The organism is Acinetobacter rathckeae (assembly GCF_015627125.1).
In the GTDB taxonomy this organism is placed as follows: domain Bacteria; phylum Pseudomonadota; class Gammaproteobacteria; order Pseudomonadales; family Moraxellaceae; genus Acinetobacter; species Acinetobacter rathckeae.
In genome coordinates this window covers 342,672-367,888 of the sequence record NZ_VTDO01000001.1, presented here as the reverse complement: position 1 = coordinate 367,888, position 25,217 = coordinate 342,672, and the positions used below count along the sequence as shown (strand labels likewise).

The following is a 25,217-nucleotide window of genomic DNA, read 5'->3' as shown; positions in this document are numbered from 1 at the left end:
CAATTAAAAATACAATTCAATTCAAAAAAACGATCAAAAAACACAAAAAAACTGCCTCAAATTTACTCACTTTATTTTGCACAATGTTATTATGTGCGCCAAGAAAGCTTAGCCAAACAAACGCCTCGTCTTACCTTATTAAGAAAAAAAATTAAGCTCATGTGCACTATCTAATACTGCGCATACAGCTCTTTTTTTGTTTCTGATTAATGGCTGTAACAATTCTTAAATATTTGTTACGGTTATTTTTCAACCAAAGCGAGAAAAATGTGGCAAGCTATACTCGTTTTCTAGATATCTCATTATACCAATGAGCTTATATCTACCTTTAAATATAAAACCACTGTCTTATCTGGCACGGTTTAGATTGATTTCGGATTAAAACGCATGAATAGCAAATCTCCTATTTTTACTGCACAGTCTGATGTTGCGCTTCGTATCCATGTGGATCGCGCAGTTCGTCACTATTTTGCATCTTTGCAAGGTGAGCAACCATCGCAAGTTTACGACATGGTGCTAGCAGAAATGGAGAAACCTCTTTTGTCTGTAGTACTTGAATACACCCGTGGCAACCAAACACGTGCAGCTGAAATTCTAGGCTTAAACCGTGGTACGCTACGTAAAAAGTTGAAAGCTCACGGATTAATGAGTGAATAAATGATAAAATGCTCACGTCTTCGTGGGCATTTTTTTTGCCTTTTGTTTTCCAACTTCAAAGACTAAACACATCATGACTATTAAACGTGCTTTAATTTCTGTTTCTGACAAAACTGGTATTGTTGATTTTGCGCAGAATCTTTCTGACCTTGGGATAGAAATTTTATCTACTGGTGGGACCTATAAACTTCTTAAAGAAAACAACATTTCAGTCATTGAAGTATCAGAGCATACTGGCTTCCCTGAAATGATGGATGGCCGTGTTAAAACCCTTCATCCTAAAATTCATGGTGGTATTCTTGCCCGCCGTGGTATTGATGAAGATGTGATGCAAGCACATGATATTGCAGCAATCGACCTTGTTGTTGTAAACCTCTACCCTTTTGCAGCAACTGTTGCAAAACCAAATTGTAGCTTAGCTGATGCCATTGAAAATATTGATATCGGTGGCCCAACCATGGTGCGTGCAGCTGCTAAAAACCATGCCTCTGTAGGTATTGTGGTAAATGCATCAGACTACGCCACTGTAATTGCCGAATTAAAAATGCAAAATACGCTTTCTCAAGCCACACGTTTTGACTTGGCTGTAAAAGCATTTGAACACACTGCTCAGTATGATGGCATGATCGCCTCTTATTTAGGTGCACGTGTTGGTCATACAGATGGCTCGGCAGATACTTTTGCACGTACATTCAACACCCAGTTACAAAAAGCACAAGACTTGCGTTATGGTGAAAACCCTCACCAATCTGCTGCTTTTTATGTCGAAGAAAGTGCAACTGAAGCTTCTGTATCTACCGCAAAACAATTACAAGGTAAGGCTTTATCTTATAACAATATTGCAGATACAGATGCAGCACTTGAGTGTGTAAAATCATTTGAAAAACCAGCATGTGTCATTGTAAAACATGCCAACCCATGTGGTGTTGCAGTGTCTTTAGATGGCATACAAGCAGCTTATGATCTTGCTTATGCAACCGATACAGAATCTGCTTTTGGTGGCATTATTGCATTCAACCGTGAGTTAGATGTTGCAACGGCTCAAGCCATTGTTTCACGCCAATTTGTTGAAGTGATTATTGCACCAAGCATTGCAGACGGTGTATTAGAAGTAACTTCAGCTAAGAAAAATGTACGTGTACTCACTTGCGGTGAATTACCAAGCATAGATAACCGAGCGACACAACTTGACTACAAACGCGTTAACGGTGGTTTACTGGTTCAAGACCAAGATTTAGGCATGATTAAAGCCAGCGATCTTAAAGTCGTAACCAAGCGTGCACCAACAGAAGATGAAATTAACGACCTTATTTTTGCATGGAAAGTGGCAAAATACGTGAAATCAAATGCCATTGTGTATGCAAAAAATCGCCAAACGATTGGTGTGGGTGCAGGTCAAATGAGTCGCGTGAACTCAGCACGTATTGCAGGCATTAAAGCAGAACATGCAGGGCTTGTTGTTGAAGGTGCTGTGATGGCATCAGATGCATTTTTCCCATTTCGTGATGGCATAGACAATGCAGCAAAAGCAGGCATTAAATGCATTATCCAACCAGGCGGTTCAATGCGTGATGAAGAAGTGATTGCTGCTGCAGATGAAGCTGGCATTGCAATGGTCTTCACTGGCATGCGTCATTTCCGCCACTAAAACTCCTTACAAATCTGCTTGGCATGTTAAAACCAAACATTAACATGCCACATTCATAGAGAGAATCTTCATGAATATTTTAGTTTTAGGTAATGGTGGTCGTGAACATGCACTTGCATGGAAAATTGCACAAGATGACCAAGTTAAAAAAGTCTTTGTTGCTCCAGGAAATGCAGGTACAGCCACTGAAAATAAATGCGTCAATGTTGCACTCAATATTTTAGACAATGCTGCCATCATTGAGTTCGCTCAAAGTAATCAGATTGATCTTATTGTTGTTGGCCCAGAGGCACCATTAGTGAATGGTGTTATTGATGCTGCACGTGCAGCAAGTTTACGTATTTGGGGCCCTACCCAATACGCAGCTCAACTCGAAGGATCAAAAGCCTTTGCAAAAGACTTCCTTAAACGCCACAACATTCCAACCGCGTTTTATGATGTCTTTACCGACATTGAGCCTGCAAAAGCATATATCAAACAACATGGTGCGCCAATCGTCATTAAAGCAGATGGTCTAGCAGCAGGTAAAGGCGTTATTGTTGCCATGACCAATGATGAAGCTTTCGCTGCCATTGATGACATGCTCTCTGGCAACAAATTTGGTGAAGCAGGCAGTCGCGTCGTCATTGAGCAATTTTTAGCAGGCGAAGAAGCCAGCTTTATTTGCATGATTGACGGCGAAAATATTTTACCAATGGCCACATCTCAAGACCATAAGCGTATTTTTGAAGGTGACCAAGGGCCTAACACCGGTGGCATGGGTGCTTACTCTCCCGCTCCTGTGGTGACCAATGAAGTCTTTGAACGTGTGATGCAAGAAGTAATGCGCCCAACAGTAGAAGGCATGAAAAAAGATGGTCACGTCTATACCGGCTTTTTATATGCAGGTCTAATGATTGATGAGCAAGGGCAACCACGTGTTATCGAATTTAACTGCCGCTTTGGTGACCCTGAAACGCAACCGATTATGATGCGTTTACAATCATCACTCGTTGAGCTCATTCAAGCAGGCATAGACGGAACACTTCCTGCCAAAGCACACTGGGACTCACGTAAGTCTATTGGTATTGTACTTGCCTCTGAAGGCTACCCAGAAACGGCTCGCCAAGGTGATGTCATTTCTGGTTTAGGGCAATCGCCAGAAGGGACAAAAATCTTCCATGCGGGTACAAAGCTCAGTGAAGATGGTCACATTATCACTGCTGGCGGTCGTGTACTATGCGTGACAGCACTCGGAAACACTGTACTCGAAGCACAAGTCAATGCACTTGAAGTGTGTGGTCAAGTTACATTTACGGGCATGCAATATCGTACCGATATTGGTTACCGCGCCATCGCACGTGAACAACAGTAATTCTTCTAAAGAATGCATCCAATGATGGGTGCATTCTTACCTTCATCACGAAAGCAATTATTTAAATGAATAAAATTCATATAGATTGTGAATTTTATTGTTTTGACTTATAAAAAATAGACTTTATACTTCGCTCAATCCAGTCAGTCTACAGCAAAAGCCACTATTTATAGCAATATTGGCTTGGTATTACACAGCTTATGGCAATACCATACAGACTGCTTCATCTTATTTTTCGTTTTAGCACATGTTAATCTCATACCTAAATACTGTATCAGCAAAACATCTGTGAAAACGATTACCGCTCAATATAGACAACCTATATTATCTGCATAGGACAATTCATTACATGAAAAAACTACTGAGTGTTTTTTTAGGTGCAAGCCTTTTAGTTGCTGCAGGTTGTAGCAAAACCCCATCTGATCAAACAAGCACACAAGAAGATAAAAAACTCACTAACATTGTATTGGCATCAGATGGTTCAGATACCGATGTTTGGCGTTATATCGCGACACTTCCTGCAACAAAAGATGCAGGCATTAAACTTGATGTTAAAAACATGACTGACTATGTTGCCATGAACAAAGCAACTGCAGCAGGCGAAATTGATGTTAATGCATTCCAAACCTATAACTATCTTTCTGCATATAACAGCGAAAATAAAGATAAGTTAGTGCCGATTGCAACCACATATATTGAGCCAATGGGTATTTACTCAACCAAATACAAAAAGATTGATGACATTAAAAACAATGCAGAAATTGCCATTCCAAATGACACATCAAACCAAGCACGTGCTTTATCTTTACTTCAAAGTGCAGGTCTAATTGAGCTTAAGAAAGACTTTGACCCAATTCATGGTCAGCTAAAAGACATCACTTCTAATCCAAAACACTTGCAGTTAAAGCTTATTCCTATGGCAACTGCTGTACGTGTAATGAGCGATGTAGATGGTATTGTTTTAGGTAATACCCTTGCAATGGAAGGTGGTTTAAACGTACTGAAAGATGCGTTATTCTATGAGCCAATTAACCAGTCAACCAAGTTAAACATTAACTTACTTGTAACGTCAGAAGCGAAGAAAGATGACCCAGCACTACAAAAACTGATTCCACTTTACCACAGCGAAGAAGTGAAAAAGTTTATTGCTGACCGTTTCGGTGGGACTAAAATTGATGTAAACAAACCCATTAGCTACCTCACTGAAAAATAAAACACTGCATAGTTTTATGCTTTCTCCCTTCGAACAGGTAAAGTAGTGCTACTTTACCTGTTATTTTTCATGCCGAGCATTGTTTTGACCTATGATTGAATTTAAGAATATCTCTAAGCACTATATGCTTAAAGGGCAACGTGTAAATGCCTTAAATCAAATTAACCTACGCATTCCTGAAGGCAGCATTTTTGGAATTATTGGTTATAGTGGTGCAGGTAAAAGCACACTTATTCGCTTGATTAATTTACTTGAGCGCCCAAGTGCAGGACAAGTCATGATTAACCAAAAAGACTTTACTGCACTCGATGCCAAAGCACTACGCCAAGAGCGTACCCATATTGGTATGATTTTTCAGCACTTCAATCTTATGCAAACCAAAACAGTCAGTCAAAATATTGCTATGCCAATGCGACTACTCGGCTATAGTGCATCTGAGCGACAAAAACGTGTTGATGAACTACTTGAGTTTATTGACCTCAAACATAAAAAAGATGCTTACCCAGATGAACTCTCTGGTGGACAAAAACAACGTGTGGGTATTGCCCGTGCATTAGTGAATCACCCTAAAATTTTACTGTGTGATGAAGCCACCTCTGCACTTGACCCACAAACCACACAATCTGTACTCGACTTACTTAAAAAAATTAACAAAGAACAAAACATTACCATTGTCATGGTTACACATGAAATGGATGTGATTGAGAAAGTCTGTGACTATATTGCTGTTATGGAGTCTGGCCAAGTTATTGAACACGGCACAACCATAGACATTTTTAGTCACCCACAGCACCCAACCACGCAAAACTTTATTCAAACAGTATTACAGCAACATCTACCTCACGGTATTTTAAATCAGCTTGAACACCAACATCAACAAAGCATCTACAGATTGCAGTTTTTGGGGCAATCTGCACAGCAACCTGTGATTGAATCTATGATTAGACAATTTGATGTCAGTCTCAATATTTTATTTGCAAATATGACTGAAATTAATGGCACAGTCATTGGACAAATGTTTGTGCAATTATTAGGAAAAGATGTGAATGACGCCATTCAACATTTAGAACAAGCAGGTGTATCTGTACAACGTGCAGGAGTAGACGAATGAGAGACGCATTTATTGCATGGCTGACCCAAATCACCCAGCCTGTTTGGACTAGCCTCGTTTCTGTAGAAGATTTTATTCAAGCACTTGAGCAAACCATTTATATGGTTGTAGTGGCTTTTTTCTTTGGTGCAGTTTGGGGCTTTTTACAAGCCATTACTTTAGTACTCACACGAGATGAAGGGATTTTACCCAACAAACCCATTTATCAAATTTTAAATCCCATTGTGAATGCACTGCGTTCTCTACCCTTTGTGATTTTAATGATTGCCATGATTCCAATCACTAAATTTATTACAGGGAAAACCATTGGTACTGCAGCAGCCATTGTGCCATTGGTTGTGTACATTGGGCCATACATGGGTCGACTGATTGAAACATCATTATTAGAAGTCAATGAAGGCATTATTGAATCTGCCCAAGCGATGGGTGCAACACCGCTACAAATTATCTTTAAGTTTATTTTACCTGAGGCACGCAGCTCACTTATTTTAAACCTAACCACCGCAAACATCAGTTTAATTGGTGCAACAGCCATGGCAGGTGTTGTTGGTGGTGGTGGTATTGGTGATTTAGCTTACGCCTACGGTTACCAGCGTTTTGATACTTTTATTATGATTTTGACCATTATTGTATTACTCATCTTAGTACAAATTGCTCAAACATTTGGGCAATGGCTCTCTAAACTCAGATGGTAACCCATATATTAAACACGAACCCAACTTAACTTTTTGGGTTCGTATCTCTCTTAAAAATGGTAGACCACACCCAACTGTGCGGTAGGAAACCACTGATCTTTTTCTGCTAATTTTAATTGCGATGTTGTGCTATTTAAATGCATACTTGGCTGTTGCATATAGTACACACCCACTTCAGCCAGCCAGCCCCAATGTAAACCTAACATTGGACGAACCCCTAAGCCCACATACTGTGATATCTGGTTGTGCTCCATTTTTCCATATACATTATTTTCACGGCCACTCAGTGTATAACTTTGCTGTAAGTAAGCCATACCAAATGCCACATAACTTGACTTAGCAAACAATGATGATTGCTCTACCCAAGGTCGCCATTCTGCTTGTACAGCCGTACTATGACTTTGTGTAGATTGTCTTTTAAATGCCCCCAATGAGGTGTCTATATTTTTGTTATACCCAAGCTGATGATTCTTATAGCCTAAAGTCACGCCTAAATTTGGTGTAGTATCCCACATCAGTGCAACGCCGTAACCGAGTGAACCGACATTCAAGCTTACAGCCACAGGCACATATTGCTGTGCAGTCGACTCTCCCCCTATAATCACTTTTTCATCTGCCCTCGCCTGCGTCATTAGTCCACACGTTACCAATACACATAACAGATATTTTTGCTGCATCATCTACCACAACTCACTTCAAGCAATACGTACAGCACATGCTGACACATTCAATATATAGAACCAACATCTCAGCCTCATTATGTCGTATGTTTTATTATGTAAATATTTAAATGACATAGACGGGCAATTTCTTGTACTGCTCACAAAAAATTCAGCCCGCAAACATATTTTTTAGTGTAGAATTAACGCCATTTTATAAACTAGATTTGGAATGAGTGATTATGTCTGAACTGTCAACGATTATTGAACAAGCCTTTGAAAACCGTGCAAACTTTACTGCAGCTGATTGTTCAGCAGAAATTCGTGATGCTGTTGAGCAAGCATTACAAGGTTTAGACAACGGTTCACTCCGTGTTGCAGAAAAAATTGATGGTGAGTGGGTTGTTCATCAATGGCTTAAAAAAGCAGTACTTTTGTCATTCAAACTTAACGACAACAAACCTGTTGAAGCTGGCGATCTTGCATTTTTTGACAAAGTAGACACAAAATTTGCAGGTTGGACTGAAGCACAATTTAAAGAAGCAGGTGTACGAGTTGTACCACCAGCTGTTGCACGTCGTGGTAGCTTCCAAGCTAAAAATGTTGTATTGATGCCTTCTTACGTAAACATTGGTGCATACGTTGATGAAAACACCATGGTAGATACATGGGCAACTGTAGGTTCATGTGCACAAATTGGTAAAAATGTACATTTATCTGGTGGTGTAGGTATTGGTGGTGTACTTGAACCATTACAAGCAAACCCAACCATTATTGAAGACAACTGCTTTATCGGTGCACGTTCAGAAATTGTTGAAGGTGTGATTGTTGAAGAAGGTGCTGTGATTTCTATGGGTGTTTATATTGGTCAATCGACTCGTATTTATGACCGTACTACAGGTGAAATTCACTACGGTCGTGTACCTGCTGGTTCTGTTGTTGTACCTGGTAGCCTTCCATCTAAAGATGGCAAATACAGCCTATATGCAGCAATTATTGTGAAAAAAGTAGATGCTCAAACACGTGCTAAAACGAGCCTAAACGACCTTTTACGTGAAGACTAATTCTTAGTGTTTACCAAGTCTCTACGGCCAGATTGGTCGTAGAGATTTTTTTCTTTTAAAATACGGTTATTATTTTGTATGAATGCGTTACGCCGCTCTAAGTCTATTCCTGTGACAGACCCAAATGCAGGGCTAAAAATCACAGAAATTTTTTACTCACTGCAAGGTGAAGCAGATGCCGCAGGACTACCTACCGTATTTATACGCTTAACAGGTTGTCCGCTTAGATGTACCTATTGTGACACCACCTACTCTTTCGAAGGTGGTCAACGACAGTCTCTCGAATCCATTATAGAGACTGCAAAAAGTTATAATACACCTTATATTTGTGTCACAGGTGGCGAGCCTTTAGCTCAGCCCAACTGTATTGCACTGTTAAAACGATTATGTGATTTAGGCTTTGAAGTCTCTTTAGAAACCAGTGGTGCTTTAGATGTGTCTAAAGTAGACCCAAGAGTCTCCAAAGTACTCGACTTAAAAACACCAACATCTGGTGAAGATCATCGTAATTTAATCAGTAATTTTGAGTACCTTACACCTAAAGATCAAATCAAATTTGTGATTTGCAATCAAGGCGATTATGAGTGGTCAAAAAAACAAGTTTTGTTTTACCAACTCAACAAAAAAGTAAACACCGTATGGTTCTCCCCTGCTTTTGCTGTTGAAAAAGGCAATGCAAAACTGCCACAGTTCGCTCGTGACTTAGCACAATGGCTACTAGACGACCAACTTCCCGTACGTTTTCAGCTTCAGCTACATAAACTACTGTGGCAAGATGAAACAGGTCGCTAACACTGTATAAATATTATCTGTATTGGTATTTTCACCAATACAGATAAAAATACCTTTGTTACATTTATGCAAAACGAATATGATATAAATCGACATAAAACATCGTGTAGACTAGAAAAATAGTACTTCACAGTTCAGACTGTCATAGCGTACTGGCATAGCATTTTTATTGAATGCTACACTCACCACCGTACGATGATATTGACAATACAAGGTATATTTATGAAATTTTTACAATCAAAATTAGTTTTATCTACAATTCTTGCATCTATGAGCTTCGTAGCAACTGCAACACATGCAGCACAAGACCCATCAAAAAGCACCAACGTTCGTGGCACACTCATTAGCAACTGTAAAGAAAGTGCAAGTAAAGGCAATAAACTAACTTCAGCTGAAGCTGATAAGTTTTGTACTTGCCAAGTAGATGCAGAAGGTAAAATCACGAAAGCTCAAGAGTGGCAAATTATTAGTACTGTGAACCAAAAGAAAAGCCCAAGCACACTTCCATTTATCCAACAACAAAATGCAGCAATTCAAAACTGCTTTGGCCCTCAGTTGACTTCAAAACTTAAAACGCTTACCGAAGAAGCAATGAAGCAACAAGCAGCTCAGCCACAAACTCAACCTGCTGCCCAGTAATATCAAACGATTGTAAAACTAGCCACATCTGTGGCTAGTTTGCTTTATGGAGCACCTTAAAATGTCAGAAGAAAATATTGTTTTACCTGCACAGCCATTTAATACCGCAACGGGACAAATTGATTTAACCACATTAGAGTCAGCATGGTTAGTTTTATATTTTTACCCGAAAGACTCTACCTCAGGCTGTACGACACAAGCGGTTGGTTTTTCATGCATTCTAGATCAGTTTAAACAACTAGATGCCGAAGTGATTGGTGTTTCTCGTGATTCAGTAAAAACACATCAAAACTTTATTGCAAAACAAGGACTAACCATTGACCTGATTAGTGATAAAGATGAAACGTTATGCCAACATTTCGATGTAATTAAAGAAAAGAATATGTATGGCAAGAAAGTGATGGGAATTGAGCGCTCTACCTTTATTTTTCATCAAGGTAAACTCGTCAAAAGCTACCGTAAAGTCAAAGCTGCAGGCCATGCTGAGCAAATACTAGATGATTTAAAAGCATTACAACATACTCAATCTTAAATCTCATGAGCTTATTTTAGAGTAAGCTCACCATCTACAAAAATATTGACATGCTCTGTCAGTGAACCAAATTTTGACTTCATTGCAAAATTATGGCTTTCAATTTGAGTATTGGCCTTAAAGGTAAAATGATTATTGTTTGCTGTAGGTATAATGTCTGTTTCAAAGATAACAGGCTTTGTTTTACCTTTAATGGTTAAATTTCCCAAAACGTTGTAATGATACTCACCTACTGGTTGAATCTCGGTACTTTCAAAAATAATCTCTTTATATTGCTGAACATTAAATACATCTGGCCCTAAAACCATGTCATGTAATGCATCATTACTCAGCTTTAAACTTTCAACTTTCATTACAAACGAAATATGACTTTGTGCTAAATGTGTTGCATCAAAATCTATACGTGAGTCTACTTGCTGAAACTCTGCTTGTAATACTTTTATGGCAAACTTCTTAATATAAAAACCCACGTGACCATTTTTAGCAAACTGATAACTTGGCATTTGGGCATGGACTTCAACTGTGCTGAATAACATCAACAAACACAAAAAATATTTATACATTTAAACAACCTTTATAATGAAGTGTGCTGATGTGATGCACTCCATGCATGTTTCAGTTCTTGGTAATCTACTGTGCCCATAAATTTTTTGAGCATATTCATTGTGCCTAAAGGTACGCTGTCTGCTTGGATTTTTCCATTAAAATATAAGTTTCTAATATCTGTGGCAGATAAAAAGTTCTCTAAATTATCTAATTCAAAAAGTTTCCACGCTGAAAATAACTTTAAGTAATAAGATGAATCATCTTTAAAGTGCCCAATTAAACCCAGTTTTTGTGATGGCTGAGTATGGTCAGCCACCTTATCTTTAACTTGTTGTACCCATTTTTCATCATCATTTACATCAATCAAGTGAATAAAATGGATTCTTTTTTGTTGTTCTAAAGAAAAACTATTTAAAATCATTTGCTCCCTTTCATGAGCAAAAAATGGATTTTTAATTGAACGATCATTCTGTACAGAGCCCAAAGCAACAATGACCTCATGACTGTGTTGTAATGCAATATTAATGGTTTTTAAATGTGCATTATGAAAAGGCTGAAAACGCCCAATAAAGACTAAAACATCAAAATCGTACATATACTGTCATAACTTTTAACGTAAACTGGCCATAGCATAACATTAAGCATCAAATTATATATGTCATAGTCATAAAAAAAACTGGCTTATTAAAAGCCAGTTTTTTATAGGTGTGGTCGGTAAAATTAACCGAAACGACCTGTAATATACGCTTCTGTCAACTCATGATCTGGCTGAGTGAATACTTTTTCAGTCGAGTTCACTTCAATTAAATCACCCAAATGGAAGTACGCTGTACGATGTGATACACGTGCTGCTTGTTGCATTGAGTGTGTCACAATAGCAATTGTATATTGGTCTGACAATTCAGAGATTAACTCTTCTACTTTTGCTGTAGCAATTGGGTCAAGTGCTGAACAAGGTTCATCCATTAAAATAACTTCTGGGCTTACCGCAATAGTACGTGCAATACATAAACGTTGTTGCTGACCACCAGATAAGCCAGTACCTGGTTGGTTTAAACGCTCTTTCACTTCTTCCCATAAACCAGCTTTACGTAAACTGTTTTCAACGATTTCTTCAAGATCATATTTATTACATGCTAAACCATGTAATTTTGGTCCGTAAGCAACGTTATCAAAAATAGACTTTGGAAATGGGTTTGGCTTTTGGAAAACCATACCTACTTGAGCACGTAACAACACCACGTCTAGATTTGGATCATAAATATCTTGTTGATCTAATAATACCTTACCTGTCACACGACATGTATCAATGGTGTCATTCATACGGTTAAGTGTACGTAAAAATGTTGATTTACCACAGCCTGATGGCCCAATAAAAGCAATGACTTCATTTTGATAAACATCAATATCAATGCCTTTAATCGCTTCTGCTTCACCATAGTAAACATGTACATCTTGGGCACTAATTTTCACTTCTTTGGTTTGATCTGCCAACTTTTCAGAAGTTTTTGGTTGATCAAAACTACCTATACTAATTTTAGGCTGTTCTTTTGGCATAGACTGATTCTGATTTGTATCTGACTGTAATGGCACCTGACTTTCCTTCTCTATCGTACGAGTTGGCTCTAACGTATTCTTCATTGTCATACTAAAACTCCCCAATTACCAGCGTACTTCAAATTTCTTTCGTAACCAAATTGCTAAGCTATTTAGTCCAATCATCATGGCAAGCAATACAATAATTGCTGCAGCAGTACGTCCTTCAAAGAAGTTACGTAATTCATTACCCTGCCATAAAAATACTTGTACTGGTAATGCTGTAGACTGATCGAGTGGTGTTGTTGGAACACTTGCCACGAACGCACTCATACCAATCAATAGCAATGGTGCAGTTTCCCCCAAAGCTTGTGCTACACCAATAATAGCACCTGTTAAAATACCCGGTAAAGCCAGTGGTAATACATGGTGAAAAACGGTTTGTACATTAGATGCACCCAAACCTTGTGCCGCTTGGCGAATAGATGGCGGTACTGCTTTAAGCGATGCACGTGTGGTAATAATCACCGTTGGCAAAGTCATTAAACTCAGTACTAACCCACCTACTAAAGGTGCGGAAAGAGGTAAATGCATCCAACCGATAAAAATAGAAGCACCCAATAAACCAAAGACAATAGATGGCACTGCTGCCAAGTTATTAATGTTGACTTCGATAATATCTGTAATCAAATTTTTCTTTGCAAATTCTTCAAGATAAATCGCACTGGCCACACCAATTGGAATCGAAATAAAGATCACGATCAACATCATAAATAGAGAACCCATAAATGCGCCTGCTAAACCACTACTTGCAGGAGAACTTCTAGAGTCTGTATTTGTGAAAATTTTAAAGTTAAAGGTATTTTCTAAAAGGCCTTGTGCTTTCATTTGATCAGCTAATTGACGAATTTCAGGGCTTAGCTGTTGTTGCTCTGCTGGTAAACTGCGATCAATTTTCCCTGACAGCCACACATCAACATTTGCATCTGCTAAGAATTTCAAATCAACTGTTTTACCAACTAAACTCGGATCTGCAAACACCATATCACGCAAGCGATAGGTTTCTGAGCTAGTATAAATACTAGATAGATCACTTTCTTTGCCTGCAAGGGCTTTATCTTTGGCAATCATTGCATGTGTAATCAGTGCGTCCCAATCCACCATGCTCATTTTAGTTTGCCAATCAATATAACGCTCTTGGAAAATAGCAGGAGATTCATCTGGTTGTTTAACAGGTGGGGCTCCTGCATCAATCAGTTTAGGGTCAAAGTAAACTGGTACAGTCATACTCGTTTGCCAAAATGCTGGCAAACCTTTGTATAAAATACTACCAAATAAAAGTGCGACAAATAAAAGACCCGTAATCACCGACAGTAAGCCCAGCAGTTTAAAACGTTTTTCTTTACTATGACGCTTTGACAAAGAATCAATAATAATTTGCTTTCTTTCTTGCTTTTTATCAACCGATGACTGACTAGCCAATGCTGCATCTACAGAACTATTATTCATACTCATTCATATTGCTCACGGTATTTACGCACAATATACAGTGCAATAATATTTAGACCCAAAGTAATCACAAACAGTGTTAACCCCAGTGCAAATGCCACCAATGCTTGTGGGCTTGCAAAATCGGTATCACCCGTTAACTGGTTTACAATAGTCACTGTTACTGTAGAAACGGCTTCTAAAGGATTAATCTGTAACAGTGGACTATTACCAGCTGCAAGAACAACAATCATCGTCTCACCAATTGCACGTGATGCTGCTAACAAAAATGCACCAACAATACCTGGTAATGCTGCAGGTAAAACCACTTGACGAATGGTTTCTGATCTAGTTGAACCTAAACCCAAAGAACCATCTCGCAATGAACGAGGTACTTGGGTAATAATATCGTCTGATAGTGATGATACAAATGGAATAATCATGATTCCCATCACAAATCCTGCTGTTAATGCACTCGTTGCGTTGATGTGGATACCCACCATATCACCAACTGACTTAAAAAATGGGCCAATAACCATGAGTGCAAAAACACCATAAACAATGGTCGGAATACCTGCCAAGATTTCAATCACGGGCTTTGCCCATGCACGCAAACGAGGCGATGCATATTCAGCTAAGTAAATGGCAATAAACAGCCCTACAGGAATAGCAACTAATAGTGCAATTGCACTGACCAGTAAAGTACCCCAAAGCAAAGGCAATAGGCCATAAGTACCATCTGATGTACCACTTGTGGTAAACCCTGGATCCCATTGCGTGCCCAAAAAGAACTCTGTAGGGCTAACAAAATGGAAAAATCTCAATGCTTCACTAAACATTGACATTACAATACCAACAGTTGTCAAAATGGCAACACCTGAACATAGTGCCAATGCAATACGCACAAATTTTTCTACATAATTTCTTGCACGATATTGTTGTGTTACTTTTTTATGTGCAAAAACCAGACCGACCAATGCAATACAAATGACTACAGCAAACTGTGCATAGTCACCTATTTTCATAGCTTGTGCGTATTGCGTTGCAGCGGCTATTTCATAAGGCTGTGCCTGATCTGTTACACCAAAACCAGAAGCAATAGCTTTAACACGGTCGAGTAATACTGACTGACTAGAAGGATCTAGATGTGAGAGAACATCTGCTGGAACTTGAGAAAAGACCATTTGACGTAATAATATCGGCTCAATAAAGTTCCAAAGACCAAAAATTAATAATGCTGGCACACCACACCACAGAGCAACAAGCGCACCATAATAACCTGGTCGTGAATGTAACGTTGCGGAATTATTGCCCTGACCTGCAATGCGGCGACTTTTTTTCAGACCAAACTGATAGCCGATCGCAATAACAGCAAGTAACACACCCAAAAGAAGCAGATTCATATCATCTCCGCTATGTATTATCTAAAAACCAAAAAAGGTGGGGACAAGTCACCTCATCCTCACCTTAAAATATATTGCATTACTTCACATATTTACCGGCTTTAAAGTCAGCAAGTACTTGTGCACGTTCAGCATCAGACATAGAGATCAAACCTGCTTTGTCGAGTTTTGAACCTTTTCCTGAAACTTTTTTACTTAAGAAAAATTCTACGTATTGTGGTAAACCTTTAATCACTTTAGTATGTTCACCTTTTACATAGAAGAATAAAGGACGTGATACAGCATACGTTCCATTCAGTACAGTGTGCTCACTCGGCTCTACACCATTTACAGTTGCAACACGTAGACGATCTTTGTTTTGATCATAGAATCCTAAACCAAATACGCCTACTGCATTCGGTGAAGTTTTCAAACGTGCCAGTGTTTCAGTGTAGTCACCAGAAATTTCAACGACACGGCCGTCTTTACGGAAAGTAGAACATGCTTTAGCACGATCATCTTTTGGTAGATTTTTGTAATATTCATAGGTTTCACAACCAGCTTCAACCATTTTCTCTTGGAACACTTCACGTGTACCATGGTTAGACGCTGGAATAACAAGTGTAATTGGCTCATTTGGAAGAGATGAGTCAATTTGATTCCAGTTTGTATATGGGTTTGGAACCAGTTTACCATTAGATGGCAATTGTGCTGCAAGGGCAGTAAATACATGGTAAGGCTTTAACTTAAAGGCTGGCTTTGAAGCATTTGATGCAAAAACAATACCATCATAACCAATTTTAATTTCTTGGATTTGACGAACACCTGCTTTATTACAACCTTCAACCTCAGTCTCTTTAATTTTACGTGAAGCATTTGCAATATCGATAGTATTGTCACCAACACCTTGACAGAACTGCTTCAAACCACCACCCGTACCACCTGAACCAACAACTGGTGTTTTGAATTGCGGAAAGGTGCTACCAAACTCTTCAGCAACGATACTTGCGTATGGCAATACTGTTGAAGAACCAGAAATTTGAATTGTGTCACGTGCAGCATTTGCATTTACAGCAAAAGCTACGCCTGAAATCGCTAGAGCAAGTGTTGCATATTTTTTACTTAACTTCATTGTCATCTCTTAATGCCTCAAACTTACATTACTTGTCGTAAAGTGATGTGATACCGTGCTTACTTGATTACATTCTGATTTGTTTATATGACAATTAAGTTACAAATAGATGACGATTTAATTATGTTTTATGACAATAAAAAAGGCTACCGAGGTAGCCTTTTAAAATTAAGAGATAGGTGGTGTATAACTACCATCAACAATAGAGGTTTTAATACGGTCAGACTCCGTTAAAATCTGCTGAAGTAAAGATTTTACATTGTCTAAAGTCGCTACAGGGCTTAGTAAAGTCATTTTTAACGACTGTACTTCACCTACTTTCGTCACGCCTACATTGGCTTCACCACGTGCAAAAAGTTCATCTGCAATATTTTGGTTAAGACTATCTAGATGTTCTACAGGATACCCTTTTGGCACGACTCTAAATAAAACAGAAGCGAACTGTGGCTGTAACAACAACTCTAATTGTTCAGTATTTTCAATATACTGAGCAACTTCTTTTGACAACTTAATACCATGATCAATCATTGAACCATAAAGCTCTTCGCCTAATGCTTCAATCGTCATCCATAGTTTCAATGCATCGAAACGGCGTGTGGTTTGTAATGATTTTGACACCAAGTTTGGCACACCATGCTCTTCATCATATGCCGAGTTTAAATACTCTGCTTCATAATGCATAAAGCGATAGTTTGCTTCATCTTTAAGTAAAAATGCACCACAGCTAATGGTTTGGAAATAATGCTTATGGAAGTCTAGTGTCACAGAATCTGCTTTTTCTAGACCATCTAACCAATGACGATAATCATTCGATAGGATTAAAGCACCACCCCATGCTGCATCGACATGCATCCATGTATCATACTTTTCAGTAATTGCACGAATCTCTTGCAGAGGGTCAATTGCACCAGCATCAGTCGTACCTGCTGTAGCAACCACACAAGCAACGATTTTACCTTCCGCTTGTAATGTCGCCATGGTTTTTTCTAAAGCCACAACGTCCATTTGTGCACGGTCATTCACAGGAACAGTCACCACTGACTGAAAGCCCATACCCATTAATGCCATGTTCTTTTGCACAGAAAAATGTGCATTTTCAGAACAAATGACTTTAACTTTTTGCATCGCTTCGCTTGGAATACCCTCACGCTGTACAGAATGGCCTTGCCAATGTGTTGCAATGCATTTATCACGTGCTAACAGTACACCCATAAGGTTTGACTGTGTACCACCCGATGTAAACACGCCTGCTTGACCTGCACCATAGCCTACTTTTTGACGTAACCAGTCAATCAGTTGTACTTCCATGAGTGAACCCGCTGGGCTTTGATCCCACGAATCCATCGATTGATTGGTTGCATTAATGAGCACTTCAGCAATTTGGCTCACAACCATGGTTGGGCAATGTAAATGTGCTAAAGAATGCGGATGATGTACTTTTAAGCTTTTGTTTAAAAACAATTCAACCATACGCTGTAATGCAGCAGATACGCCTAAACCTTCTTTATTGGCATTAAACGCAATCTCTGAGCGGAGCTCTTTGATGCTACCGCCCGTATACATTTTGTCATTTTGCAACCATGCACTCACCGCTTTCACTGCGTGATCCATTGCCGACTCATAGTCCGCAATGGATTGTGCATCATTACATAACAACGCTTGGCGATGTTGTGTAATATCTGTCATGACTTAAGCACCTCGAACCGTAGCTAATGCATCTGCAAGCGATTTTTCAAAGCGTTTGAGTAACTCTTCAGTTTCTTCTTGCGTAATAATAAGCGGACAAAGTAGACGAATTACAGTGCCGTAACGACCGCCTTTTTCAAGCAATAGTTGGTTGTTAAAACATGCTGTTTGAATCGCAGCTGCCAACTGTGCATCTGCAGGGTATGAGCCCATATGGTCTGCAGCTTGACGCTCATCTACAATTTCAATACCAAGCATTAAGCCACGGCCACGCACATTACCAATACATGGGAATTTTTCTGCAAGTTTTTTCATTGCAGTTTTAATAAATTCACCACGATCATGGGCATTTTGTGCAAGGTTTTGTGATTTCATCACCTCTAAAGAGGCTAAACCTGCACCCATCGCAAGTTGGTTACCACGGAATGTACCTGTGTGTGCACCTGGTTGCCAAGCATCAAACTTACGCTTAATACCAAGCACAGCCAATGGTAAACCTGCACCTACGGCTTTAGACATCACAATAACATCTGGCTCAATCCCTGCATGTTCAAATGCAAACATTTTACCTGAGCGTGAAAAACCTGCTTGAACTTCATCTAAAATGAGGACAATGCCATGCTTTTCAGTCACTTCACGAATTTTTTTCAGCCATTTCGTTGGTGCAACAACCACACCACCTTCACCTTGAATCGCTTCTAAAATCACAGCAGCAGGCTTAGTCACACCACTTTCAACATCTTCAATAAATTGTTCAAAGTAATACGTTAAAGCATCTACACCAGCATCACCACCAATACCTAGTGGGCAACGATACTCATGCGGGTATGGTAAAAATTGTACGCCCGGCATCAAGTTATTAACTGCATTTTTTGCACTCAAATTACCTGTCACAGACAACGAACCATGTGTCATACCGTGATAACCACCAGAAAAACTAATGATTGAGCTACGTCCAGTATATGTTTTTGCAAGCTTCATTGCCGCTTCAGTGGCATCTGCACCAGATGGGCCACAAAACTGTAAACAATACGCTTCTTTACCACCTGGCAATTCAGCCAATAAAGTTTCAGTAAACTGATCTTTTAACGGCGTTGTTAAGTCAAGTGTGTGTAATGGAATACCACTGGTCAATGTATCTTGAATACTTTGAATGACAGCAGGGTGGTTATGACCTAGAGCAAGCGTACCTGCCCCAGCTAAACAATCAAGGTACTCTCTACCTTCAACATCAGTAACCCAACAACCTTGTGCTTTCGCTATCGCTAACGGCAATTTACGTGGATAACTACGCACATTTGATTCCATCTGACTTTGGCGAGTCAGGTAATATTCATTTGTGGAATGGTTGGCGGAATTTACAGAATTAACGCTCATATCGGATTACCATCTCTGATAAGGGTTGAAAGAAATAAGTCTGATGACGTAAGGTCTTTTGACTCGGTGCTTTTAGGAGTTTCTAGCTAGCTGTATGATTTACAATAAATAACTAGGAGGGCGATGATACGCTTTTTTATATAAAAATAAAGACCCAATGGCATTTTATTTCTATTTTTATCACGGCGTACTCCGACATCACTTTATTTAGTGTAGTCCTGATTAGGCCAAAAAACAAAAATGTGGCTTACACAGCAGTGACACTCAGATGACACATTCATGAAACATAAAAACAAGTTACCAAAAAATAAACCCTAAGCCATTGTTATATAATATTTAAATAACAAAACCACTGAATAAAATTGATATAATTTTTTACAAAGTTTCCACAAAAAGGCATCCGTATTTACTGCTTAAATTTGCATACACTACTTCATTATCTTTAGGATCAAACATATGCGTAAAATTACACTAGCCACACTGTCTTTGCTGTTAGCAACCCCTGTATTTGCCACAGAAAATACCAGCATCAACTACAACATGGTGAACATACAAGCAGAAGCTTCTAAAGATGTTCATAATGACCAAATGTATGCGGTCTTATATATCGAAAAAAGTAGCCCGCAAGCCACGGCTTTGGCAACTCAAATCACTCAAGCCATGAATCAAGCCACTGCGCTTGGGCAAAAATACCCTGAAGTAAAAATGGAAACAGGCCAACAAAGTACTTACCCAATTTATGACAATGACAGTCAAAAACTCAAAGAATGGCGTGGTCGTGCCGAAGTGCGCCTCACAAGTACCGACTTTAAAGCCGTTAGTCAGCTCATGAGTGCACTACAAAATACTTTTCAAACCGAATCTATTCAATTTAATGTCTCAGATCAGCAAAGACAGTTGGTTGAAAACGAATTGATGGTGATGGCAAGCCAAAACTTTCAAAAACGCGCTCAACTGATTGCTCAAACATGGCAAAAGAACAAGTACCATTTAGTCAATTTAGATCTACGTGGCAATGAGCAATCATTTATACAGCCACGTATGCTCATGGCATCAAGTAAAATGATGGCTGCAAGCGCCCCTGCTCAAAACTTTAATGCAGGTGACAGTAAAGTGTCTGTCACTGCAAGCGGTACCATCCAACTTGACTAAAATATGACAAATTAAAAACACGACATCTTTTTGTCATAAAGCAAAAATTAAATCGTCATATAACAGCAATAAAAAAACCAGCGTCTATACGCTGGTTTTTTAAAACACATGACAAATTAGTCTATGGTATCAATCATCAAACCTGCTTCATTGGCAAGTTGAGTAAATGTTGGGAAACTTGTTGCAACGGTTTCTGTACCATGAATGGTTACTTTTTCAGAAGCACGAATGCCTGCAATACTAAAACTCATCGCAATACGGTGGTCATGATGTGACTGCACTTCAGCACCTTTGAAAATTGGTGACCAATCGCCTGACTTCCCTTTACCTTCAATAATAATCCCATCTGCTGTAGGCGTACAATCAATACCCATCGCTTGCAGACCATCAACCATGACTTGAATGCGATCAGACTCTTTTACACGCAATTCCGCCGCACCTGTTAATACCGTACGACCTTCAGCACATGATGCCGCCACAAACAGTGCTGGGAACTCATCAATTGCTAAAGGCACTTGATCTTCTGGAATATGAATTCCTTTTAAAGTACGTGTACCACGAATACGAATATCTGCAATTGGCTCACCACCTGCAATACGTGGGTTATTTACAGAAATATCTGCACCCATTTGCTTTAAGATTTCAATGACACCTGTACGTGTTGGGTTAATACCCACCGCTTCCAAAGTCACATCTGAATCTTCACAAATAGCGGCACCCACCATGAAAAATGCTGCCGATGAAATATCTGAAGGTACTTGAATATCTGTACCAACTAGCTTACCACCCCCACTGAGCGTAATGGTATTGCCTTCAGTTTTCACATCATAACCAAAGGCACGTAACATACGCTCGGTATGGTCACGTGTTGGCTCAGGCTCAACCACAGAAGTTTCACCTGCCGCCCAAAGACCTGCCAACAAAATACCAGATTTGACTTGAGCAGAAGCCATTGGTAATTCGTAATGAATCCCTTTTAAAGCTTGCTGGCCTGTAATACTCACAGGAGGTGTGCCTTTCTCACCCGTGGTTTGAATATTTGCACCCATTGCACGTAGTGGTTTTGCAATACGTTCCATTGGGCGTTTAGACAGTGATGCATCACCTGTCATCACCGTGTCGAACTGTTGTGCAGCAAGCATGCCTGACAACAAACGCATACTTGTCCCTGAGTTACCCATATATAGCGCTTTTGTCGGTGCTTTTAAGCCAGACATACCCACGCCATGAATGGTCACTTTACCATCTTTTGGCCCTTCAATTTGAACACCCATGTCTTTAAAGGCTTGTAGTGTTGCAAGTGCATCTTCACCTTCTAAAAAACCTGTGACATTTGTGGTGCCGTCAGCAATTGAACCAAACATAATTGAACGGTGAGAAACTGACTTATCACCAGGAATGGTAAAAGTCCCTTTAAAATGGTGCTTTTTAGGTAAAATTGAAAATTGTTGAGTCACTGGTTGTTTCTCCAAAACAGTATTCTTTTTCAGCATATGGTTAAAGTGTTGTCGTGCAGATTGTGCTTCTTTCAACACCTGCATTAATTGGTCTGAGTCATCTTGTTCAATCAGTCTACGAATTTGGCTTAACTGAGATTCAAAGCCATCGACTGCTTTTAAAATGGCATCTTTATTCGATAGAAAAATGTCATGCCACATCTGTGGGTCTGAGGCCGCAATACGAGAAAAGTCTCTAAAACCACCTGCAGCATAACGAAAAATATCTAAGTTATCTTGTCTACTGGTAAACTGTGCCACCAAATTGAACGCCATTAAATGGGGTAAATGACTGGTATGAGCAAGCACTTCATCATGCTTTTCTACCGACATACACACCACTTCTGCACCTGTTGCCTGCCATAACTGGCTCAGACCTTGCACAGCCCACGGTGCAGAACTTGCCAGAGGCGTTAAAATAATTTTATGTCCTACAAATAAATCTGCTTTACCTGCATGAACACCCGTATGTTCACTGCCTGCAATAGGATGAGCTGGTACAAAACCTACAGGTAACTGTCCAAATACGTTCTTAGCTGCTGCAACAACATTACCTTTGGTACTACCAACATCGGTTAAAATGGTTTTTTCACCAATATACGGTGCAATACGCTGTAAGACAGCCTCAGTCGCCTTAACAGGTAAAGCCAAGATTACAAGGTCAGCCCCTTGTACCGCCACAATAGGGTCTGTATATCCTGCTGTAATCAAGCCAAGTGCTTTGGCATCTTGCCATGTTTGTTCTGAACGTGTTGATGCAACCACTTGTTCAGCAAGATTTTGTTGCTGTATGACTCTTGCTAAACTTGACCCAATCAGACCAAAGCCAATAAAAGCGACTTTTTTAAACAATGCTTGTGTCATATCAATTGTTTTACCTTTTTCATGTCACTTTATTTACAGTACCGCTACAGGGTAAGAGCCCAAAACACGTAACTCTTTAGCCATTGGACGAATTTCATCGAGTGCCGCTCGAACATTGTCTTGCTCAATATGGCCTTCTAAGTCAATAAAAAACACATACGTCCATTTTTCACGCAGTGCAGGACGCGTTTCAATACTGGTCAGACTAATACCATGTTTTGAAAATGGCTCAAGTATTTTCATGAGTGCCCCTGCTTGGTTATCCGCAGAAATCAGCAACGATGTTTTATCACGACCACTTTGTGGAATTTTCTCGCGACCAACCACTAAAAATCGTGTAATGTTTTCAGGGTTATCTTCAATATTTTGATGCAATATTTCCAAGTCATACGTGGTTGCAGCAATATCAGATGCAATGGCTGCCGAATGCCACTCATTACAAATACGGCGTGCTGCTTCAGCATTTGAACTTAATGCCACACGTTCAACATCTGGGTAATGCGTATCTAACCATTGACGGCATTGTGCCAAAGCCTGCTGATGAGCATAAATCTGTTTAATGCTGTCTTTGCGGGTATTTTTTGACACCATAAATTGATGGTGTATACGTAACTCAACCTCACCAATCACATTTAAGTGCGATGATTTAAAACAATCTAAGGTGTGGTTCACTACACCTTCAGATGAGTTTTCAACGGGAACAACCCCATAATGAGCACTGCCCGCTTCAACTTCTCTAAAAATCTCATCAATGGTCGTCACAGGACGCACAACTGCATCTTGTCCAAAATGTTTCAATGCTGCAACTTGAGTAAATGTACCTTCAGGGCCTAAAAAAGCAATACTTTGCGGTGCTTCAAGTGCCAAGCAAGCAGACATAATTTCACGAAACAAACGTGCAACCGTTGCATCAGACAATGGCCCTTCATTACGTTGCATAATATTACGTAATACCTGAGCTTCTCTTTCTGGTCTATAAAATAAAGGCTTTTCTTCTTGAGCAAATTTGGCATGTGCCACAGTTTCCGCCAAACGTGCACGGCGGTTAATCAAATCATGAATCTGTAAATCGACTGCATCAATCTGAGTACGAATTTCACCTAAGTTAAGTGCAGGACTTTGGTCATTTTGAGACATATACAGCGTTGCCCTATTTACTAAAATGCATTGAGCCTAAGTATAACCACATTCAAAACAGAAGTGTTATTTGGATTTTTACAAAAATGGCGTAAAGTAAAGCATGATCACCCGAAAAAGATCATTTAAAACTAAAACTCTATCTCATTCTTGGGTTAAAACTGCATATGCGATCTTTTTTTTCTTATCTTACCTTTGCTGTACTGTGCTTGTTTTCACCATTCGGTCATAGCGAAAGCACAACCAGTGACGTATTTAATCTGACCTCTGAATACACACATAGAACCTACCAAATACAGGTCTATTTACCCAATGTGCCTGCCCCAAAAGACGGTTTCCGCACACTATATGTACTCGACGGCAATAGTATTTTTGACACGGCAAAAAATATATCCAACCTCATTACAACACCACTACGCCCATCGGCTACCCTCCAACCTGTCGCCATTGTTGCCATTGGTTATCCTCATATTGGGCAAGCCTTTAATACCCAAGCCCGTGCGCTTGACTACACTCCGCCACTCACCCAAGCAACAGCTCAACAATCTGCCAGCCGTTTTGGTGAATCTGCACAATTTATCAACTTTCTCAGCCATGAACTACAACCCACTATTTTAAAAAAATATCCAATTAACCCAAATGCACAATCTATTTATGGTCATTCTTTAGGTGGCTTATTGGTGCTTGAATTATTTTTTAAACAGCCCTCGCTATTCAATCGCTATATCGCAGCCAGTCCATCTATTTGGTTTAATCAATTCGAAATACTACAACAGCAACAAAAATGGCTTGCTGAAAAAACCCGCCCTATGCTCATGATCAGTTTTGGGAGTAATGAAGATGCTGGCCCATCTCAGCTCAAAGCAGAAGACGCCAAACAACAACGCAGCTTATTTCTACAACAGTTTAACCATCAAGATCATGTATGGTCATTTATTCAACCTGCCGAGCAACACATGAGCAATCTATTTGCCACCTTGCCTAAAGCAGTCATGTTTGCAGGTTGTGTAGATGCTTCTGCCTGCAATACACTAATGACACCCACACCTTAACTTTT

General features: G+C 39.5%; 23 protein-coding genes. 12 read left to right on the top strand and 11 right to left on the bottom strand.

Going from position 1 to position 25,217, the window contains the following annotated elements:
* Nucleotides 1-387 precede the first annotated feature (387 nt).
* The 6 genes from fis (at nucleotide 388) to I2F31_RS01675 (ending at nucleotide 6,678) form a co-directional block, all read left to right on the top strand.
* On the top strand, nucleotides 388-657 hold the full coding sequence (fis, locus tag I2F31_RS01700; protein ID WP_005014868.1) for a DNA-binding transcriptional regulator Fis: 270 nt from the start codon (nucleotides 388-390) through the stop codon (nucleotides 655-657).
* Nucleotides 658-730: 73 nt separating this feature from the next.
* On the top strand, nucleotides 731-2,305 hold the full coding sequence (gene purH, locus I2F31_RS01695) for a bifunctional phosphoribosylaminoimidazolecarboxamide formyltransferase/IMP cyclohydrolase (protein ID WP_195768052.1): 1,575 nt from the start codon (nucleotides 731-733) through the stop codon (nucleotides 2,303-2,305).
* Nucleotides 2,306-2,375: 70 nt separating this feature from the next.
* A complete protein-coding gene (gene purD, locus I2F31_RS01690) occupies nucleotides 2,376-3,659 on the top strand; it encodes a phosphoribosylamine--glycine ligase (RefSeq protein WP_195773320.1) in 1,284 nt (427 codons plus the stop codon).
* Between the two features lie 349 nt (nucleotides 3,660-4,008).
* Nucleotides 4,009-4,872, top strand: a complete 864-nt coding sequence (locus I2F31_RS01685) for a MetQ/NlpA family ABC transporter substrate-binding protein (protein ID WP_195768054.1) — start codon at nucleotides 4,009-4,011, stop codon at nucleotides 4,870-4,872.
* Nucleotides 4,873-4,963: 91 nt separating this feature from the next.
* Nucleotides 4,964-5,983, top strand: coding sequence for a methionine ABC transporter ATP-binding protein (locus I2F31_RS01680; RefSeq protein ID WP_195773319.1), 1,020 nt, complete (start codon nucleotides 4,964-4,966; stop codon nucleotides 5,981-5,983).
* Complete coding sequence (locus I2F31_RS01675; protein ID WP_195768056.1) at nucleotides 5,980-6,678, top strand: methionine ABC transporter permease; 699 nt, start codon at nucleotides 5,980-5,982, stop codon at nucleotides 6,676-6,678. Before I2F31_RS01680 ends, I2F31_RS01675 begins: the two co-directional genes overlap by 4 nt.
* A 50-nt stretch (nucleotides 6,679-6,728) precedes the next feature.
* On the opposite strand, the gene I2F31_RS01670 is transcribed toward I2F31_RS01675, so the two are convergent.
* Nucleotides 6,729-7,358 (bottom strand): outer membrane beta-barrel protein, encoded by a 630-nt coding sequence (locus tag I2F31_RS01670; protein WP_195773318.1) that lies wholly within the window; start codon nucleotides 7,356-7,358, stop codon nucleotides 6,729-6,731.
* A 221-nt stretch (nucleotides 7,359-7,579) separates the two neighbouring features.
* Here I2F31_RS01670 and dapD point away from each other — a divergent pair, with 221 nt between their 5' ends.
* The 4 genes from dapD to I2F31_RS01650 all read left to right on the top strand — a co-directional run bounded on the left by dapD (nucleotide 7,580) and on the right by I2F31_RS01650 (nucleotide 10,364).
* Complete coding sequence (dapD, locus tag I2F31_RS01665; protein ID WP_195768058.1) at nucleotides 7,580-8,401, top strand: 2,3,4,5-tetrahydropyridine-2,6-dicarboxylate N-succinyltransferase; 822 nt, start codon at nucleotides 7,580-7,582, stop codon at nucleotides 8,399-8,401.
* A 78-nt stretch (nucleotides 8,402-8,479) separates the two neighbouring features.
* A complete protein-coding gene (gene queE / locus I2F31_RS01660; RefSeq protein WP_195768059.1) occupies nucleotides 8,480-9,193 on the top strand; it encodes a 7-carboxy-7-deazaguanine synthase QueE in 714 nt (237 codons plus the stop codon).
* A 222-nt stretch (nucleotides 9,194-9,415) separates the two neighbouring features.
* On the top strand, nucleotides 9,416-9,832 hold the full coding sequence (locus I2F31_RS01655) for a hypothetical protein (RefSeq protein ID WP_195768060.1): 417 nt from the start codon (nucleotides 9,416-9,418) through the stop codon (nucleotides 9,830-9,832).
* Nucleotides 9,833-9,893: 61 nt separating this feature from the next.
* Entirely contained in the window at nucleotides 9,894-10,364 is a 471-nt protein-coding gene (locus I2F31_RS01650) for a peroxiredoxin (RefSeq protein ID WP_195768061.1), read from the top strand.
* Nucleotides 10,365-10,375: 11 nt separating this feature from the next.
* On the opposite strand, the gene I2F31_RS01645 is transcribed toward I2F31_RS01650, so the two are convergent.
* The 8 genes from I2F31_RS01645 to I2F31_RS01610 all read right to left on the bottom strand — a co-directional run bounded on the left by I2F31_RS01645 (nucleotide 10,376) and on the right by I2F31_RS01610 (nucleotide 19,511).
* Nucleotides 10,376-10,927: a YceI family protein gene (locus I2F31_RS01645; protein WP_195773317.1), complete on the bottom strand. Its 552-nt coding sequence runs from the start codon at nucleotides 10,925-10,927 to the stop codon at nucleotides 10,376-10,378.
* 11 nt (nucleotides 10,928-10,938) lie between these two features.
* On the bottom strand, nucleotides 10,939-11,505 hold the full coding sequence (locus tag I2F31_RS01640; RefSeq protein ID WP_195768063.1) for a nicotinate-nicotinamide nucleotide adenylyltransferase: 567 nt from the start codon (nucleotides 11,503-11,505) through the stop codon (nucleotides 10,939-10,941).
* Between the two features lie 125 nt (nucleotides 11,506-11,630).
* Nucleotides 11,631-12,551, bottom strand: a complete 921-nt coding sequence (pstB, locus tag I2F31_RS01635; RefSeq protein WP_195773458.1) for a phosphate ABC transporter ATP-binding protein PstB — start codon at nucleotides 12,549-12,551, stop codon at nucleotides 11,631-11,633.
* Between the two features lie 21 nt (nucleotides 12,552-12,572).
* Entirely contained in the window at nucleotides 12,573-13,961 is a 1,389-nt protein-coding gene (gene pstA, locus I2F31_RS01630; protein WP_195768064.1) for a phosphate ABC transporter permease PstA, read from the bottom strand.
* Entirely contained in the window at nucleotides 13,958-15,337 is a 1,380-nt protein-coding gene (gene pstC, locus I2F31_RS01625) for a phosphate ABC transporter permease subunit PstC (RefSeq protein ID WP_195768065.1), read from the bottom strand. The genes pstA and pstC overlap by 4 nt, the downstream gene beginning before the upstream one ends.
* 79 nt (nucleotides 15,338-15,416) lie before the next feature.
* Nucleotides 15,417-16,448: a substrate-binding domain-containing protein gene (locus tag I2F31_RS01620; RefSeq protein ID WP_195768163.1), complete on the bottom strand. Its 1,032-nt coding sequence runs from the start codon at nucleotides 16,446-16,448 to the stop codon at nucleotides 15,417-15,419.
* A gap of 168 nt (nucleotides 16,449-16,616) precedes the next feature.
* Complete coding sequence (locus I2F31_RS01615) at nucleotides 16,617-18,134, bottom strand: pyridoxal phosphate-dependent decarboxylase family protein (RefSeq protein WP_195768066.1); 1,518 nt, start codon at nucleotides 18,132-18,134, stop codon at nucleotides 16,617-16,619.
* Between the two features lie 3 nt (nucleotides 18,135-18,137).
* A complete protein-coding gene (locus I2F31_RS01610; RefSeq protein WP_195768067.1) occupies nucleotides 18,138-19,511 on the bottom strand; it encodes a diaminobutyrate--2-oxoglutarate transaminase in 1,374 nt (457 codons plus the stop codon).
* Nucleotides 19,512-19,967: 456 nt separating this feature from the next.
* Between I2F31_RS01610 and I2F31_RS01605 the strand changes: the two genes are divergently transcribed.
* Nucleotides 19,968-20,663 (top strand): SIMPL domain-containing protein, encoded by a 696-nt coding sequence (locus tag I2F31_RS01605; protein WP_195768068.1) that lies wholly within the window; start codon nucleotides 19,968-19,970, stop codon nucleotides 20,661-20,663.
* A 116-nt stretch (nucleotides 20,664-20,779) separates the two neighbouring features.
* On the opposite strand, the gene I2F31_RS01600 is transcribed toward I2F31_RS01605, so the two are convergent.
* Nucleotides 20,780-23,023 carry a bifunctional prephenate dehydrogenase/3-phosphoshikimate 1-carboxyvinyltransferase gene (locus I2F31_RS01600; RefSeq protein ID WP_195773316.1) on the bottom strand — a complete coding sequence of 748 codons (2,244 nt, stop codon included), beginning with the start codon at nucleotides 23,021-23,023 and terminating at the stop codon, nucleotides 20,780-20,782.
* Nucleotides 23,024-23,056: 33 nt separating this feature from the next.
* The gene (gene pheA / locus I2F31_RS01595; RefSeq protein ID WP_195768070.1) at nucleotides 23,057-24,160 is read right to left on the bottom strand and encodes a prephenate dehydratase; all 1,104 of its coding nucleotides are present in this window, start codon (nucleotides 24,158-24,160) and stop codon (nucleotides 23,057-23,059) included.
* Nucleotides 24,161-24,327: 167 nt separating this feature from the next.
* Between pheA and I2F31_RS01590 the strand changes: the two genes are divergently transcribed.
* Complete coding sequence (locus I2F31_RS01590; RefSeq protein ID WP_195768071.1) at nucleotides 24,328-25,212, top strand: alpha/beta hydrolase; 885 nt, start codon at nucleotides 24,328-24,330, stop codon at nucleotides 25,210-25,212.
* The last annotated feature ends 5 nt before the right edge of the window (nucleotides 25,213-25,217 follow it).

Bases quoted from the DNA above. Each gene is read 5' to 3' on its own strand.
- purD (WP_195773320.1), top strand. From the start codon at position 2,376: ATGAATATTTTAGTTTTAGGTAATGGTGGTCGTGAACATGCACTTGCA.
- I2F31_RS01680 (WP_195773319.1), top strand. From the start codon at position 4,964: ATGATTGAATTTAAGAATATCTCTAAGCACTATATGCTTAAAGGGCAA.
- purH (WP_195768052.1), top strand. From the start codon at position 731: ATGACTATTAAACGTGCTTTAATTTCTGTTTCTGACAAAACTGGTATT.
- pstC (WP_195768065.1), bottom strand. From the start codon at position 15,337: ATGAATCTGCTTCTTTTGGGTGTGTTACTTGCTGTTATTGCGATCGGC.
- I2F31_RS01640 (WP_195768063.1), bottom strand. From the start codon at position 11,505: ATGTACGATTTTGATGTTTTAGTCTTTATTGGGCGTTTTCAGCCTTTT.
- I2F31_RS01685 (WP_195768054.1), top strand. From the start codon at position 4,009: ATGAAAAAACTACTGAGTGTTTTTTTAGGTGCAAGCCTTTTAGTTGCT.
- pheA (WP_195768070.1), bottom strand. From the start codon at position 24,160: ATGTCTCAAAATGACCAAAGTCCTGCACTTAACTTAGGTGAAATTCGT.
- I2F31_RS01645 (WP_195773317.1), bottom strand. From the start codon at position 10,927: ATGTATAAATATTTTTTGTGTTTGTTGATGTTATTCAGCACAGTTGAA.
- I2F31_RS01655 (WP_195768060.1), top strand. From the start codon at position 9,416: ATGAAATTTTTACAATCAAAATTAGTTTTATCTACAATTCTTGCATCT.
- pstB (WP_195773458.1), bottom strand. From the start codon at position 12,551: ATGAAGAATACGTTAGAGCCAACTCGTACGATAGAGAAGGAAAGTCAG.
- I2F31_RS01610 (WP_195768067.1), bottom strand. From the start codon at position 19,511: ATGAGCGTTAATTCTGTAAATTCCGCCAACCATTCCACAAATGAATAT.
- I2F31_RS01650 (WP_195768061.1), top strand. From the start codon at position 9,894: ATGTCAGAAGAAAATATTGTTTTACCTGCACAGCCATTTAATACCGCA.
- I2F31_RS01675 (WP_195768056.1), top strand. From the start codon at position 5,980: ATGAGAGACGCATTTATTGCATGGCTGACCCAAATCACCCAGCCTGTT.
- I2F31_RS01670 (WP_195773318.1), bottom strand. From the start codon at position 7,358: ATGATGCAGCAAAAATATCTGTTATGTGTATTGGTAACGTGTGGACTA.
- I2F31_RS01620 (WP_195768163.1), bottom strand. From the start codon at position 16,448: ATGAAGTTAAGTAAAAAATATGCAACACTTGCTCTAGCGATTTCAGGC.
- dapD (WP_195768058.1), top strand. From the start codon at position 7,580: ATGTCTGAACTGTCAACGATTATTGAACAAGCCTTTGAAAACCGTGCA.
- fis (WP_005014868.1), top strand. From the start codon at position 388: ATGAATAGCAAATCTCCTATTTTTACTGCACAGTCTGATGTTGCGCTT.
- I2F31_RS01605 (WP_195768068.1), top strand. From the start codon at position 19,968: ATGCGTAAAATTACACTAGCCACACTGTCTTTGCTGTTAGCAACCCCT.
- queE (WP_195768059.1), top strand. From the start codon at position 8,480: ATGAATGCGTTACGCCGCTCTAAGTCTATTCCTGTGACAGACCCAAAT.
- I2F31_RS01615 (WP_195768066.1), bottom strand. From the start codon at position 18,134: ATGACAGATATTACACAACATCGCCAAGCGTTGTTATGTAATGATGCA.
- I2F31_RS01590 (WP_195768071.1), top strand. From the start codon at position 24,328: ATGCGATCTTTTTTTTCTTATCTTACCTTTGCTGTACTGTGCTTGTTT.
- pstA (WP_195768064.1), bottom strand. From the start codon at position 13,961: ATGAGTATGAATAATAGTTCTGTAGATGCAGCATTGGCTAGTCAGTCA.
- I2F31_RS01600 (WP_195773316.1), bottom strand. From the start codon at position 23,023: ATGACACAAGCATTGTTTAAAAAAGTCGCTTTTATTGGCTTTGGTCTG.